Here is a 14,134-nt window from a genome sequence, read left to right as displayed (position 1 = left end):
CATTTCCACCGGAGACAGGCGATGCGGTTCCTGAACAGACGACGTTTCAATGACCTGAGCGAACAGGAGATCCTGGCCCTTGCCATTTCGTCGGAGGAGGACGACGCCCGGATCTTTCGCAACTATGCCGAACGCCTGCGCACCGATTATCCCGGTACCGCGCAGGTGTTCGACGGCATGGCCGCCGAAGAAGACGAACACCGTAGCCGCCTGATCGCCCTGCACGAAGCCCGGTTCGGCGCCGTCATTCCCCTGATCCGGCGCGAACATGTGGCGGGTTTCCACACCCGCCGTCCCGTCTGGCTGATCGAGAACCTGGGGATCGACCGCATCCGCGCCGAAGCCGCCCAGATGGAACGGGACGCCGAACGGTTCTACCTGACCGCCGCCGCGCGCACCCAGGACGCCGCCACCCGGCGCCTGCTGGGCGATCTGGCCGCCGACGAGGCCGGCCACCAGCGCAGCGCCGAGGGGCTGGAAGCCACCCACCTGGACGATCCTGCCCGCACCGAGGAAGGTCAGGCCGCCCATCGCCAGTTCATCCTGACCTGGGTGCAGCCGGGGCTGGCGGGGCTGATGGATGGCTCTGTCTCCACGCTGGCGCCGATCTTCGCCACCGCCTTTGCGACGCGCGATCCCTGGACCACGTTTCTGGTCGGGCTGGCGGCCTCCATCGGGGCCGGGATCTCCATGGGCTTTACCGAAGCGGCCAGCGACGATGGCCAGATTTCGGGCCGGGGATCGCCGGTGAAACGCGGCGTGGCCTCGGGCGTGATGACGACGTTGGGCGGGCTGGGCCACGCGCTGCCCTATCTGATCGCGGATTTCTGGACCGCCACGGTGATCGCCATCATCGTCGTCTTTGTCGAATTGTGGGCGATCGCCTGGATCCAGAACCGGTTCATGCAAACGCCGATGCTGCGCGCGGCGTTCCAGGTGGTGCTGGGCGGGGCGCTGGTCTTTGCTGCCGGGGTGCTGATCGGATCGGGATAGGGCGCGGGGGTCAGTCGCGCGCCCAGTCCTCGGCCTGCATTTCGCGCAACCGGCTGGCGGTACGTTCGAATTCAAACGCGCCTTCGCCTTCGAGATAGAGCGATTCCGGCGCATCGGCGGCCGAACAGATGAACCGCACCCGCGCCTCGTAGAGCGCGTCGATCAGGGTGACAAACCGCTTGGCCTCGTTGAAATTGGAGCGGCCCAGACGGGGAATGTCCTCCAGGATCAGCACGCGAACGGCATCGGCGATGGCCAGATAATCCCCCGGTCCCAGCATCCGCCCGCAGAGATCGTGGAATTTCGCCCGCGCCACGCCATTGCGATAGGCGGGCAGGGTCACGTCGCGGCCCTTGACCTTCAGCACCAATGGCGCACCCTCGCCGCCGGTCAGATCCTCCCAAATGGCGGCGATGGCGGCACGGGCCTCCGCATTGGCAGGGGTGAAATAGACCGGGCTGCCGGACAGGCGATTCTGGCGGTAATCGCGCGGGCTGGCCAGTTCGTGCACGACCATCTTTTCCTTCACCAACGCGATGAAGGGCACGAACCGCTCTCGCTGGAGGCCGTCCTTGTACAGATCATCGGGATGGCGGTTCGAGGTGGTGACCACGACGACCCCGGCGGCGAACAGCGCCTCGAACAGGCGCCCGACGATCATCGCGTCGGCGATATCGCTGATCTGCATCTCGTCAAAGGCCAGGACGCGCACCTCTTCGGCCACGCGGGCGGCCACGGGTGCCAGACTGTCGGCGGTGTTGCTGGCGCGGGCGGCGTGCATCCCCTCGTGGATTTCCTGCATGAAGGCATGGAAATGCACCCGGCGATGCGGCACGTCCAGGCTTTGCGCGAACAGGTCCATCAGCATGGATTTTCCGCGTCCGACACCGCCCCAGATATACAGCCCCCTGGGCGGTTCCGGCGCGCGGCGGAACAGGCCGCGTTTGCGCGGGGCGTTCAGGGCCTCGCGGATGCGGTCGAATTCGGGCAGCACGGCCTCCTGCGCGGGGTCGGCGGTCAGGTGGTCATCGGCCACCGCATCGGCATAGATCTGGGTCATCGACTGGGACATGCCCCTGACCTAGCGCCAAGCCGCGCCGGGGGGAAGAGGCGCCAGCGCCGATCCGTCACCAACCGGAATGAGACGCATCACGGATGTGCGCTTGACCCTTGCAGATGCATGGGTAACGTCCCCGGCAACGAGGAGCTCCCGATGTCCACAACCCCCCGCCTGTTCACCCCCGTGCTGATCGTAGGCTGTGCCATCATTCTGGTCAGCTTTGCCATCCGCGCGTCCTTCGGTGTCTTCCAGATCCCGATCGCCGAGGATTTCGGCTGGCTGCGCGCTGAATTCTCGCTGGCCATCGCGCTGCAAAATCTGGCCTGGGGGATCGGCCAGCCGCTGTTCGCGGCCTTCGCGGAAAAGCTGGGCGACCGGGTGGCGATCATTCTGGGCGCTGTGATCTATGCGGCGGGGCTGGTGCTGAGTTCCGTGGCGGTCACGCCGGAAGCGCACCAGATGCTGGAAATTCTGGTCGGTTTCGGCATCGCGGGCACCGGGTTCGGCGTGATCCTGGCGGTGGTGGGCCGGGCGTCGTCGGATGCCAACCGGTCCATGTCGCTGGCCATTGCCACGGCGGCAGGGTCGGCGGGACAGGTCTTTGGTGCGCCGCTGGCCGAATTCCTGCTGACGCAGATGGCGTGGCAGCAGGTGTTTCTCACCTTTGCGGCGATGATCCTGGGCGTGCTGCTGCTGCTGCCGTTCATGCGCTCGCCGACACCGCCCGCCACCAAGGCGGAGCTGGAGGAGAGCATGGGCCAGATCCTTCTGAAGGCGGCGCGCGATCCCAGCTTTGCGCTGATTTTCCTGGGGTTTTTCTCCTGCGGCTACCAACTGGCCTTCATCACCGCGCATTTTCCCGCCTTCGTGACCGAAATGTGCGGCCCGATCCTGCCCGGCGGCGTGTTGCACAACATCGGCATCACCACGACCTCCGCCCTGGGGGCGGTGGCGATATCGCTGATCGGGCTGGCCAATATCTGCGGCACGCTGCTGGCCGGGTGGCTGGGCAACAGGTTCCAGCGAAAATACCTGCTGGCGGGGATCTACACCCTGCGCACCATCGTCGCGGCCGCCTTCATCCTGTATCCGATGACGCCTGCGACGGTGCTGATCTTTTCGGTCCTGATGGGCGGGCTGTGGCTGGCGACCGTGCCGCTGACCTCGGGGTTGATCGCGCATATCTACGGGCTGCGCTATATGGGCACGCTGTATGGCATCGTCTTCTTCAGTCACCAGCTGGGCGGGTTCCTGGGTGTCTGGCTGGGGGGGCGGATGTATGACGTCTACGGCAGCTATGATCTGGTGTGGTGGTTCGGCGTCGGGGTCGGCGCGTTCAGTGCGCTGGTGCACCTGCCGGTGCGGGAAAGGCGCGGCCCGGTGGCCGCCGCCGCCTGAGCGGAGGGGACAGGCGCGGGGCCGGTCGGCCCGCTGCCCGACCGGCTGTTCCCGCCTCCGGCATCAATGCGCGTCGGGCGTGGCCAGAAATTGGCGATAGGCGTCGATCACCGCGTCGGGATGGGTCAGCGGTATCCAATGGCTGGCACCGGGCACCTGATGATGGACCGCCATGCGGTTCCATTGCGCCAGCGTGCCCAGGCATTCCAGCGGAATGGTCCGATCGGCCTCGGCCCAGATGGCCAGGACGGGCACGTCCTCCCGCGAGAGCTTGCGATGCGGCTGTTCCATCGGGTGCCGCAGAATGCCGCGCAGGGAGGACAGAACCGCAGGCAGGAACCCGCGATAGCGCAACTGGGCCTCCTGTTCCACCGCCGCCTGGGCCGGGACGCCCAGCTTGCGCCGGCCATGCTCGCAGGCGCGGCGAAACGCGCGCGGATAAAGCGCCCGCACCATCCAGCCGCCGATCAGCTCGGCATCGCGCATCCGTTGCATCAGCCCACCGGGAAATCGCCCCATCCCGGCCGGGGCGACCAGCACCAGGCGCAGCACCTGATCGGGATGGCGCGCGGCATAGGCGGCGGTGATCGCGCCGCCCATCGAATAGCCGAAAAAGGTGATGTCATCGGCGATCTTCTGATCGGCCAGCAGGTCCTCCAGCTGGGTGACAAAGAACGCCTCGTCCTGGGGGCCTTTGGGGCGGTCCGACAGGCCGCGCCCGTAAAGATCGTAGACCAGCACCCGGTAGCCCTGCGCCTGAAGGGCGGGCGCGATGTCCTGCCAGACGATGGAGGGGGAGGTCAGCCCGTGGACCAGCACCGCCACCGGCCCGCGCGACCGGTCGTACCAGCGATAATGCGTGCGACCCTGCGACAGATCGGCGAACTGGCCCGGCGCGGCGGCGCGGTCGGCTTCTGTCACCGGGCGGCGCCGTGCCTCCCGCAGGTAGGGGCCCAGGCCGATCAGCAGCGCCAGCGCGATCAGCAGCAAAATTGAAAGGAGAAAGATATTCATTCCGCCGTGTGCCGCGCGGTCCAGGCGGTCAGGATATGGCGCGCGACCATCAGGTCCAGATGCGCGCCGCCGCCGTTCTTTGCCAGGGTGATCTCGTCCTCCGATTGCCGGGCAAAGGTGCCCAGCTGGTAATAATCGGCGCGGATGTCGTCGGGGGTGATCACCCCGTCGGCCAGCGGCGTCTTCAGCTCTCCGATGTGGTCCAGCGTGGTGTCGCGGCTGTCGACGAACAGGCTGGCCCGGCGCAGGGCGTCGTCATCGGCCTCCCGCATGCCGGCGTGGTAGGCGCCGATCAGATCGACATGCTGGCCCGGTTGCAGCCAGGCGCCGCGCAGCACCGGTTCGGTCGCCATGGTGGCGCAGCAGATGATGTCGGCCCGCGCCACGGCCTGTTCCAGGCTGGTGGCGATCTGCATGCCGGGATGTGCGCTGGCCATTGCCTCCGCCCCGGCGGGGCTGCGGTTCCAGACGGTGAATTCCGCGTCGGGAAAAGCGGTGGCATAGGCGGCACGCATGTTGGTGGCCACGGTGCCCGCGCCGATCAGCAGGATGCGGCGGCTGTCGGGCCGGGCCAGGCGGCGCGCGGCCAGCAGGCTGTCGCCGGCGGTCTTCCACTTGGTGATCAGGTGAAAATCGATACTGGCGTCCAGCATCCCGGTTTCGTCGGAGAACAGGTTCGTCGCCCCGTTCACCGCCGGGCGGCCCTGGGCCTTGTTGCCGGGAAAGATCGTTGCCGTCTTCACCGCCACACCCAGCCCGGTGATCCAGGCCGACCTCGACAGAAGCGTATCTTCCCCGCGATAGAGAAACGTATCCCCGATCTCGGCCTTCGGCAGATCATGGCCGGCGGCGATGGCATCGGACAGGGCGATCCAGTCCAGAACGGATTCCCCCTGTTCGAAGGTGATGAACGGGGCGGTCATGCGGCTTCCTCCTTGGTCAGCAATCCTTCGTCCACCAGGCGGGCGGCCCAAAGGTCGGGCGTGGTGAACAGGTGTCCGCGCCAGCCGCGCGCGCGGGCGGCGGCGATGTTGTCGGCGCGGTCATCGGCGAACAGCAGCGCGTCGCCGGACAGGCCCGTGCGGGTCTCCAGCAGGGCGTAGATCCCGGCCTCGGGCTTCATCAGACCGTGGTGGGCGGAAATCACCATATCGTCGAATTCGCGCAGCACCGGGTAGGCCTGCTGCGCGATTTCGAAGGTGCTGGCGCCGAAATTCGACAGCGCGAAAACCGGCACCCCGCGCCTGCGCAGCGCCCGCAGCAGGCGAGCGGAGTGCGGGATGTCGGGTGATGCCATCTCCAGCCAATGGTCGTGCCAATGGTGAATCGCGGTCGCATGGTCGGGATGAGCGGTGGCCAGGGCAGCGACGGCGATCTGCATGTCCGCCCCGCGGTCGACGCGTTCGTTCATGCCGTGCAGGTCCACGGCGGCAAACAGGGCGCGCCGGTTCTCAGGGCCGATGCGGGCGTCATAGAACCCTTCGGGATCCCAGCCGATCAATACGTTGCCGATGTCGAAGACGACCGCCTGCACCTGCCCCATCGTGCTATCTCCTTGACGTTGCGGCCCGCAGCGCACGTTCCAGCGCGTCAAGGAAACGGGACCGGTCCGCCTTTGTAAACCCTTTGCCGCCGCCCTGGCGGAACGGGTCGGAGGCGCGCAGATCGGCCATCAGGTCACGCATCGCCAGCTGCTGGCCGATATTGGCCTGGGTAAAGCGTTCGCCGTTGTGGCGCAGCACCTCGGCCCCGGCTTCGACGCATTTCGCGGCCAGGGGGATGTCGCCGGTGATCACCACGTCGCCGGGGCCGGCGCGGTCGGCGATCCACATATCCGCCACGTCCGGCCCGTCCGGCACGATTTCATGGGTCACAAATGGGTTGGCCGAAGGCCGCAGCCCGCCGTTGGACACCATGACGGCCGTCAGGCGGTGGCGGGTGGCGACCTTCTCGACCTCGGCCTTCACGGGGCAGGCATCGGCATCGACGTAGATCCGCGTCACGCGTAAAGCGCCTGCGCATGGAACGCGACGTGTTCCTCCATGAAGGTGGAGACGAAGAAATAGCTGTGGTCATACCCGTGCTGCATTCGGAACGCCCCCTGCTGACGCCGCGCGGCGGCGGCCTGCATCAGGGTTTCGGGGCGCAGCAGGTCGATGAACTGGTCCGCCGTGCCGGTATCCACCAGCACCGGACCGTCAAAGCCGCGTTCCGCCATCACGCGGGAAGCATCGTGCCGGGCCCAGGTGGTTTCATCCTCGCCCAGGTAGGCCTGCAATTGCTTGCGCCCCCAATCGGCGCCGGTGGGATTGCAGATCGGCGCGAAGGCCGAAACGGAGGCATAGCGCCCCGGATGCGCCATCGCCAGCGTCAGCGCGCCATGCCCGCCCATGGAATGCCCGGTGATCGCCTGCCGGTCACCGTCCACGGCAAAGTTGGCTGTGATCAGGTCAGGAAGCTCCTGCGCCAGGTAATCCCACATCTGGTAGTGCGGCGACCAGGGATTCTGCGTCGCGTTGACGTAAAAACCCGCGCCTTTGCCCATGTCGTAATCGTCGTGATCGGCCACCGCGTCGCCGCGCGGCGAGGTGTCGGGAAAGACCAGGGCTATGCCCTGTTCGGCGGCCCATTGCTGGGCGCCGGCCTTGACCATCGCGTTCTCGTGGGTGCAGGTCAGACCCGACAGGTACCACAGCACCGGAACCGGGCCGATCTGCGCTTCCTCCGGCAGGAACAGGCCAAAGGTCATGTCGCAGCCCGTCACCTTGGACGCATGGGTATAGACACCCTGCACTCCGTCAAAGCAGCGGTTTTCCGATTGGGTCTTCATGGGGCCTCCTTTCGGGGGGCGTGAGGGGCTATCCCGCCTCGTGCAGGGTCAGGATCTGGTCCAGGGGTTTCTTGATCTTCGCCACGGCAGGGATGGTGGCATCCGCCGCGGGATGACCCACGGCCAGGATCATCACGGGTTTCTCCTGTTCGGGACGGCCGCAGAGGTCGGTCAGGAACTTCATCGGGTTGGGCGTGTGGGTCAGGCAGGACAGCCCGGCATTGTGCAGCGCCCCGATCAGGAAGCCGGTGGCGATGCCGACGCTTTCGGGGACGTAGTAATGCTTGTACCGCTCCCCTTCGGCGGTCAGGCCGTAGCGTTGGGCGAAGACCACGATCAGCCAGGGGGCGATGTCCAGATGCGGTTTCGACGCGCCGGTGCCGATGGGCTCCAGCGCGGCCAGCCATTCGTCGCCCGCGCCCCCGGCATAGAACTTCTCCTCCTCCGCCTCGGCGGCGGCGCGAATTCGGGCCTTCATCGCCGGGTCGGAAATGGCGGAGAAATGCCAGGGCTGGTGATTGGCCCCGGAGGGCGCGAGCCCGGCGGTCTGCACGCAATCGGCGATGATCTCGCGCGGGACTGGCCGGTCGGAGAAGTCGCGCACCGAATGCCGGGTACGCATCAGTGCCAGATGTTCGGCCGCCGCGACACGTGCCGCGTCATCCGTCAGATCCCGCCGGTCCGGCAGGGGCAGCGGTTTGTAACCGATCGTGCCCTTTTGATACATGGTGTCCTCCCTTTTCGCGGATCATCGCAGAGCGCGCGGCAGGGTCAACCGGGCAGGGCATCCCGGAAACGCGAACCGCCGCCCCGGGGAAGGGGCGGCGGTCCTGTCTTCGTCCGGTCTGGACGGATCAGCCGATGATGGCGTTCAGCGTCGGAGAGGGGCGCATGGCCGCCGCCGTTTTCGCCGGATCGGTGTGGTAATACCCGCCCAGATCCACCGCCTGCCCCTGTGCGCCGGCCAGCTCGCCGGTGATCGCGGTCTCGCCCTCGGCCAGGGCCTGGGCGATGGGGGCGAAATGGGCGGCCAGTTCCGCATCGTCGGTCTGCGCGGCCAGTGCTTCGGCCCAGTAGCGGGCGAACCAGTAATGGCTGTCGCGGTTGTCCGGCTCTCCAACCTTGCGGGAGGGGGAGCGGTCGTTGTCCAGAATGCCCTGCGTCGCGGCCTCCACGGCCAGGCCCAGCACGCGGGCCTTTTCATTGCCACGGGCATCGGCCAGGAACTTCAGGCTTTCGCCCAGGGCGCAGAATTCACCCAGCGAATCCCACCGCAGATGGCCTTCTTCGACCAGCTGCTGAACGTGTTTCGGGGCCGAGCCACCGGCGCCCGTTTCGAACAGGCCGCCGCCGTTCATCAGCTTGACGATGGACAGCATCTTGGCGCTGGTCGCCAGTTCCAGGATCGGGAACAGGTCGGTCAGGTAGTCGCGCAGCACGTTGCCGGTGATCGCGATGGAGGTCTTGCCCGCCGTGATCGTCTCAAGGCTTTGGCGCGTCGCCTCGCGGGGGGCGAGGATGCTGAACTTGTCCGCGACACCGCGCGCTTCGAGGATCGGTTTGACATAGGCGATCAGCTCCGCGTCATGGGCGCGGGTCTCGTCCAGCCAGAAGATCGCTTCGCAACCCTCGGCCTTCTGGCGGTCGATGGCCAGGTTCACCCAATCCTCGATCGGGGCCTTGCGGGCGGATGCGGCGCGCCAGATATCCCCGGCCTCGACTTCGTGGGAATGCAGCACGCTGCCATCGTCCAACACCATTTTCACGGTGCCGTCGGCCGGGATCTCGAACGTGGTGGGGTGAGAGCCGTATTCCTCGGCCTTCTGTGCCATCAAGCCGATGTTCTGAACGGTGCCAGCGGTTGCCGGGTCCAGTTTCCCGTTCTCCTTGAAGAACTTGATCGCCTCGTCATAGACGGGGGCATAGGAATTGTCGGGGATCACGCAATTGGTGTCATGCTGCGCGTTGTCCGGGCCCCAGCCTTTGCCGCCATCGCGGATCAGCGCCGGCATGGAGGCGTCGATGATCACGTCGGACGGGACATGCAGGTTGGTGATGCCCTTGTCGGAATTCACCATGTACATCGGCGGGCGGTGGTCGCGCACATCCGCGATGGCCTTCATGATCTCGGCGTCGTCCTTTACCCGCTCCAGCAGGTCGCCCAGGCCGGAATTGGGGTTCACGCCTAGCTCTGCCATGCGGTCGCCATAGGTGTCGAACACCGGCTTCAGCCATTCCTTGACCGCGTGACCAAAGATGATCGGGTCCGAAACCTTCATCATCGTGGCCTTCATGTGCAGGGAGAACAGGGTGCCCTCTTCCTTGGTCTTCGCGATTTCCTCAGCCAGGAAGGCGTCCAGCGCCTTGGCGGACATGAAGCTGGCGTCAACCACCGTCCCGGCGGGGAAGGCCACGCCGTCTTTCAGCACGGTTTCGCCCTCGGCGGTTTCCAGCACGATCTTCGCGTTGGCGTCGGCCTTCAGCGTGGCGGACACCTCGTTGGAGCGGAAGTCGCCGGATTGCATCGAGGCAACGCGCGTTTTGCTTTCGGCGGTCCATTCGCCCATGCGGTGCGGGTTGGATTGGGCGAATTTCTTCACCGCCACGGCGGCGCGGCGGTCGGAATTGCCCTCGCGCAGGACCGGGTTCACGGCAGAGCCCTTGATCCCGTCATACTTGGCGCGCACGGCCTTTTCCGCGTCCGTTTCCGGCGCTTCGGGGTAATCGGGCAGGGCAAAGCCCTGTGCCTGAAGCTCGCGCACAGCGGCCACCAGCTGCGGCACGGATGCCGAGATATTCGGCAGCTTGATCACGTTCGCCTCGGGCGTTTTCACCAGGCGGCCCAACTCGGCCAGGTCATCGGACTGGCGCTGCGCCTCGGTCAGGCTTTCGGGGAAGGTCGCGATGATGCGACCGGCCAGGCTGATGTCCTTCGTACCGACGGACACGCCGGCGGCAGCGGCGAACTTCTGGATGATCGGCAGGAAGGACGCGGAAGCAAGTTCCGGCGCTTCGTCAACCTTGGTGTAAATGATATCGGGGGCGTTCTGGTCAGACATCGTGAATCCCTTTCCTCAACTTGGCCCCTCCATAGGCGAAGCGGGCGGAATGGTCTATAGTATGCTTTGGTATACATGGCCGCAGGGGCCGGTTCCGGTATCCCGGCGGCGGCTATGTGCCGGTCTCTCCCGCCAGCCGTTTCAGGTAGCGGCCATATTGCGTCTTTCCGAACAACGCGGCCTGGGCCAGCAGGGCGTCGCGGTCGATCCACCCCTGTTCAAAGGCGATCTCCTCGGGGCAGCCGACCTGTTGGCTTTGTCGGTCCGAGAGGGTGCGCACGAAATTTCCCGCATCCAGCAGGGAGGCATGGGTGCCGGTGTCCAGCCAGGCAAAGCCGCGCCCCATCTGCGTCACCGACAGCGCGCCATCTGCCAGGTAGCTTTCCAGCAGGGAGGTGATCTCCAGCTCTCCCCGGGCCGAGGGGGTGACATGACGCGCCCGCTCCGGCGCGGTACCATCCAGGAAATAGAGCCCCGTCACCGCGAAGGGGGAGGGCGGCACGGCGGGTTTCTCGACAATCGCGCGGACGGTGCCATCGGCGGCGAAATCCACCACGCCATAGCGTTCGGGGTCAGCCACCCGGTAGCCGAAGACGGTGCCGCCCGTGGTCTGCATATCGGCGGCGCGCAGGATCCGGGGCAGGCCGTGGCCAAAGAAGATGTTGTCGCCCAGCACCATGGCAGAGGGGGCGCCATTCAGAAAATCTTCCGCCAACAGATAGGCCTGCGCCAGCCCATCGGGAGAGGGCTGTTCGACATAGACCAGCCGCAGCCCCCATTGCCTGCCATCGCCCAGCGTGCGTTCGAACTGCGCCCGGTCCTGTGGGGTGGTGATCACGCAGATCTCGCGGATGCCGGTCAGCATCAGCGCCGACAGCGCGTAGAAGATCATCGGTTTGTCATAGATCGGCAGCAGCTGTTTCGATACGCCCAGAGTGATGGGATAAAGACGCGTGCCCGATCCCCCGGCCAGGATGATGCCCTTGCGATCGGTCATGTCGCGCCCAGCTCCTTCAGCACGTCGTCCAGCCCCGCGCGCCAATCCGGCGCCGCGATGCCATGGTCGCGCAACAGCGCGCCGCAGTCGAGACGGGAGTTCAGCGGCCGCCGCGCCGGGGTGGGCCAATCGGCGGTTGCGATATCGCGCACGGTGACATCCAGCCCCGCCCGGTCAAAGATCGCGCGGGCGAACCCGGCCCAGCTGATGGCGGGCTGGCCCGCGAAATGCCAGGTGCCCCCCGCCGCCCCGTTTCGCAGCGCCTGACCCAGGGTCAGGGCCGCATCGGCGATGGCGGCGGCCGGGGTCGGCCCGCCGTGCTGATCGGCCACCACGTCCAGCGCGTCGCGGGTTTGCGACAGGCGCAGCATGGTCTTCACGAAATTGGTGCCGTGGGCGGAAAACACCCAGGAGGTGCGCAGAATCGCCGCCCGCGCGCCGCTGGCCCGGATCGCGTCCTCTCCGGCCAGCTTGGTCCGGCCGTAGGTGTTCAGCGGGGCGGTGGGTGCGTCTTCGGTCCGGGGGGGCGTGCCGCTGCCGTCATAGACGTAATCGGTGGAGAAATGCACCAGCGGGATATCGCGACGAACGCAGGCGCGGGCGATTTCCGCCGGCGCTTCGGCGTTCAGGCGATGGGCGGCGTCGGGCGCGTCCTCTGCCGCGTCCACGGCGGTATAGGCGGCGGCGTTGATCACCAGCTCGGGCGTGTGGGCGGCGATAGCCTCGGCGGCTTTGCCGGGTGTCATCAGATCGCAGGCCGCGCGGCCCAGCGGCGTGACCTGACCTCGACGGTCGAGTTCGCGGGCCACCTGCCCCTGCGCGCCAAAGACCAGGATCATCCGTTTGTCCCCGTCTCCATCCCGGTCCGGGTTCCCAGCCGCTGCCCCACGCCGTCGCGCGCCAGCAGGGCCTGCCACCAGGCGGGGTTGTCGAGATACCAGCGCACCGTTCTCTCCAGCCCTTCGTCCAGGGTGACGGACGGACGCCAGCCCAGTTCCTCGCGGATTCGCGTGGCGTCGATGGCATAGCGTGCGTCATGGCCCGGACGGTCGGTCACATGGGTGATCAGATCGCCATGCGGCGCGCCTGTGGGATGCAGCCGGTCCAGGATCGCGCAAAGGCTGCGCACCAGCGCCAGGTTGCTGCGTTCCGCGTTGCCGCCGATGTTGTAGCTGCGGCCCACCGCGCCCGCCTGCACGACACGCAGCAGGGCGCGGGCGTGATCCTCCACGAACAACCAGTCGCGGACATTGGATCCATCGCCGTAGATCGGGATCGGTCGGCCATGCAAGGCGTTCAGAATCACCACCGGGATCAGCTTTTCCGGGAAGTGATACGGCCCGTAATTGTTGGAGCAATTGGACAGCACGACAGGCAGGCCGTAGGTCTCTCCCCAGGCGCGCACCAGGTGGTCCGACGCGGCCTTGGATGCCGAATAGGGGGAGCGGGGGTCATAGCCCGTGGCCTCGGTGAACAGGCCGGTGGGGCCGAGGCTGCCGTAAACCTCATCCGTCGAGACATGGTGAAACCGGAACTCCGCCGGGCGCCCGCGGACGATCCAAAAGGCGCGGCAGGCCTCCAGCAGATGAAAGGTGCCCATGACGTTGGTGTCCATGAAGACGCCGGGCCCGTCGATGGAGCGGTCCACGTGGCTTTCGGCGGCAAGATGCATCACGGCATCGGGGGCATGGGCCGTCAGCACCCGGTCCAGCGTGGCGCGGTCGCGGATGTCGGCGCGTTCGAAGTGATGCGCCGGGTGATCAGCCACAGCGGCGAGGTTGTCGAGACAGGCGGCATAGGTCAGCGCGTCCAGTGTCACCACCTGATGCCCGTCCACGATGGCTTGCCGCACCACCGCCGACCCGATGAAACCCGCCCCGCCGGTCACCAGCAGCTTCACGCCGTGCTCTCCGCCGGACCGAAGGGGGTGCCGATTTCGGCCAGAAGTGGGGCGGCGGCGTCCTTTTCGGACAGGTGGGGGGCAGTGACGCCCCAGTCGATGGCCAGGGCGGGATCGTCCCACCGCACCGCGCCGTCACAATCCGGCGTGTAGAAATCGGTGCATTTGTAGATGATTTCGGTCTCGGGCTCTCGCGTGACGAAGCCATGCAGGAAGCCTGCCGGGATCAGCAATTGGCGGCTGTTCTCCGCGCTCAGCTCTACCCCGATCCACTGGCCGTAGCTGGGCGATCCGGCGCGGATGTCCACCGCCACGTCCCACAGACGCCCGCGTCCGCAGCGCACCAGTTTTGCCTGCGCATGGGGCGGACGCTGGTAATGCAGCCCGCGCAGCGTGCCTGTCTGCTGCGACAGGGAATGATTGTCCTGCACGAAGTCAAGATCCAGCCCGGCCTCGGCCATGCGGGCGCGGTTCCAGCTTTCGCTGAACCAGCCGCGCGCATCGCCGAACCGGCGCGGCGTCAGGATCAGCACACCGGGTAGCTGCGTTTTCTCGATCTGCACCGTCAATTCCCCTGCAAGTCCGCGACAGGGGTAGCAAAGATGGAAGAGCGGCCAAAGGCATAATCAGCGCGGGCGGGATTGAAGGCGGGTCGGGGGCCGTTGCCCGGCCCCCTTGTTCTGCCCGCGTTCCACGCCTGCCGCATCTTTCCCGAACGGAGGAGGTCGTCTTGGCCCGGTCGAAATGCTTAAAATGCCTGTAAGCTAAGGGCAGAATAGCCCCAGCCAGGCGAATCGGTCAACTGAAACCGAATCGCTTCGGGGTCGCGAGCGAGCCGATTCGCGCGATTGATTCGGTTTTCTGATTCGGATCAGCGGCTTAC

14 protein-coding genes are annotated in these 14,134 nt (G+C 66.5%); 2 read left to right on the top strand and 12 right to left on the bottom strand.

The features are described from left to right. The first annotated feature begins 21 nt into the window (after positions 1 to 21). The gene (gene mbfA, locus G5A46_RS04095) at positions 22 to 993 is read left to right on the top strand and encodes an iron exporter MbfA (protein WP_163847555.1); all 972 of its coding nucleotides are present in this window, start codon (positions 22 to 24) and stop codon (positions 991 to 993) included. A 10-nt stretch (positions 994 to 1,003) separates the two neighbouring features. Here mbfA and zapE read toward each other — a convergent pair whose 3' ends face one another. Beyond that, entirely contained in the window at positions 1,004 to 2,065 is a 1,062-nt protein-coding gene (zapE, locus tag G5A46_RS04090) for a cell division protein ZapE (protein ID WP_239520607.1), read from the bottom strand. 141 nt (positions 2,066 to 2,206) lie between these two features. Here zapE and G5A46_RS04085 point away from each other — a divergent pair, with 141 nt between their 5' ends. Then, a complete protein-coding gene (locus tag G5A46_RS04085) occupies positions 2,207 to 3,451 on the top strand; it encodes an MFS transporter (RefSeq protein ID WP_163847553.1) in 1,245 nt (414 codons plus the stop codon). Between the two features lie 63 nt (positions 3,452 to 3,514). On the opposite strand, the gene G5A46_RS04080 is transcribed toward G5A46_RS04085, so the two are convergent. From G5A46_RS04080 to rfbC, 11 genes are all read right to left on the bottom strand, one after another. Further along, positions 3,515 to 4,465 carry an alpha/beta fold hydrolase gene (locus G5A46_RS04080; protein WP_163847551.1) on the bottom strand — a complete coding sequence of 317 codons (951 nt, stop codon included), beginning with the start codon at positions 4,463 to 4,465 and terminating at the stop codon, positions 3,515 to 3,517. Further along, the gene (locus tag G5A46_RS04075) at positions 4,462 to 5,388 is read right to left on the bottom strand and encodes an ornithine cyclodeaminase family protein (protein WP_163847550.1); all 927 of its coding nucleotides are present in this window, start codon (positions 5,386 to 5,388) and stop codon (positions 4,462 to 4,464) included. The genes G5A46_RS04080 and G5A46_RS04075 overlap by 4 nt, the downstream gene beginning before the upstream one ends. Continuing rightward, positions 5,385 to 6,008: an HAD-IA family hydrolase gene (locus G5A46_RS04070; RefSeq protein WP_163847548.1), complete on the bottom strand. Its 624-nt coding sequence runs from the start codon at positions 6,006 to 6,008 to the stop codon at positions 5,385 to 5,387. The genes G5A46_RS04075 and G5A46_RS04070 overlap by 4 nt, the downstream gene beginning before the upstream one ends. Before the next feature lie 4 nt (positions 6,009 to 6,012). After that, positions 6,013 to 6,468, bottom strand: a complete 456-nt coding sequence (locus G5A46_RS04065; RefSeq protein ID WP_163847546.1) for a YaiI/YqxD family protein — start codon at positions 6,466 to 6,468, stop codon at positions 6,013 to 6,015. After that, the gene (gene fghA, locus G5A46_RS04060) at positions 6,465 to 7,295 is read right to left on the bottom strand and encodes an S-formylglutathione hydrolase (RefSeq protein WP_163847543.1); all 831 of its coding nucleotides are present in this window, start codon (positions 7,293 to 7,295) and stop codon (positions 6,465 to 6,467) included. The genes G5A46_RS04065 and fghA overlap by 4 nt, the downstream gene beginning before the upstream one ends. Positions 7,296 to 7,323: 28 nt before the next feature. After that, on the bottom strand, positions 7,324 to 8,022 hold the full coding sequence (locus tag G5A46_RS04055) for a nitroreductase family protein (protein ID WP_163847541.1): 699 nt from the start codon (positions 8,020 to 8,022) through the stop codon (positions 7,324 to 7,326). 127 nt (positions 8,023 to 8,149) lie between these two features. Continuing rightward, on the bottom strand, positions 8,150 to 10,354 hold the full coding sequence (locus G5A46_RS04050) for an NADP-dependent isocitrate dehydrogenase (RefSeq protein WP_163847539.1): 2,205 nt from the start codon (positions 10,352 to 10,354) through the stop codon (positions 8,150 to 8,152). Between the two features lie 112 nt (positions 10,355 to 10,466). Then, on the bottom strand, positions 10,467 to 11,351 hold the full coding sequence (gene rfbA / locus G5A46_RS04045; protein ID WP_163847537.1) for a glucose-1-phosphate thymidylyltransferase RfbA: 885 nt from the start codon (positions 11,349 to 11,351) through the stop codon (positions 10,467 to 10,469). Beyond that, the gene (gene rfbD / locus G5A46_RS04040; protein ID WP_163847535.1) at positions 11,348 to 12,190 is read right to left on the bottom strand and encodes a dTDP-4-dehydrorhamnose reductase; all 843 of its coding nucleotides are present in this window, start codon (positions 12,188 to 12,190) and stop codon (positions 11,348 to 11,350) included. Before rfbD ends, rfbA begins: the two co-directional genes overlap by 4 nt. Next, complete coding sequence (gene rfbB, locus G5A46_RS04035; RefSeq protein ID WP_163847533.1) at positions 12,187 to 13,251, bottom strand: dTDP-glucose 4,6-dehydratase; 1,065 nt, start codon at positions 13,249 to 13,251, stop codon at positions 12,187 to 12,189. The genes rfbD and rfbB overlap by 4 nt, the downstream gene beginning before the upstream one ends. Then, positions 13,248 to 13,814, bottom strand: coding sequence for a dTDP-4-dehydrorhamnose 3,5-epimerase (rfbC, locus tag G5A46_RS04030; protein ID WP_163847532.1), 567 nt, complete (start codon positions 13,812 to 13,814; stop codon positions 13,248 to 13,250). Before rfbC ends, rfbB begins: the two co-directional genes overlap by 4 nt. Positions 13,815 to 14,134 lie beyond the last annotated feature (320 nt).

Source organism: Pseudooceanicola aestuarii (genome assembly GCF_010614805.1).
GTDB lineage: Bacteria > Pseudomonadota > Alphaproteobacteria > Rhodobacterales > Rhodobacteraceae > Pseudooceanicola > Pseudooceanicola aestuarii.
Note: the sequence above shows the minus strand (reverse complement) of the source record. Positions and strands in the feature narration are given on the sequence as shown.

Coding starts and splice junctions, on each gene's coding strand:
- G5A46_RS04070 (WP_163847548.1), bottom strand. CDS start 6,008: ATGGGGCAGGTGCAGGCGGTCGTCTTCGACATCGGCAACGTATTGATC.
- zapE (WP_239520607.1), bottom strand. CDS start 2,065: ATGTCCCAGTCGATGACCCAGATCTATGCCGATGCGGTGGCCGATGAC.
- G5A46_RS04050 (WP_163847539.1), bottom strand. CDS start 10,354: ATGTCTGACCAGAACGCCCCCGATATCATTTACACCAAGGTTGACGAA.
- G5A46_RS04075 (WP_163847550.1), bottom strand. CDS start 5,388: ATGACCGCCCCGTTCATCACCTTCGAACAGGGGGAATCCGTTCTGGAC.
- G5A46_RS04085 (WP_163847553.1), top strand. CDS start 2,207: ATGTCCACAACCCCCCGCCTGTTCACCCCCGTGCTGATCGTAGGCTGT.
- G5A46_RS04055 (WP_163847541.1), bottom strand. CDS start 8,022: ATGTATCAAAAGGGCACGATCGGTTACAAACCGCTGCCCCTGCCGGAC.
- G5A46_RS04080 (WP_163847551.1), bottom strand. CDS start 4,465: ATGAATATCTTTCTCCTTTCAATTTTGCTGCTGATCGCGCTGGCGCTG.
- rfbD (WP_163847535.1), bottom strand. CDS start 12,190: ATGATCCTGGTCTTTGGCGCGCAGGGGCAGGTGGCCCGCGAACTCGAC.
- rfbA (WP_163847537.1), bottom strand. CDS start 11,351: ATGACCGATCGCAAGGGCATCATCCTGGCCGGGGGATCGGGCACGCGT.
- fghA (WP_163847543.1), bottom strand. CDS start 7,295: ATGAAGACCCAATCGGAAAACCGCTGCTTTGACGGAGTGCAGGGTGTC.
- mbfA (WP_163847555.1), top strand. CDS start 22: ATGCGGTTCCTGAACAGACGACGTTTCAATGACCTGAGCGAACAGGAG.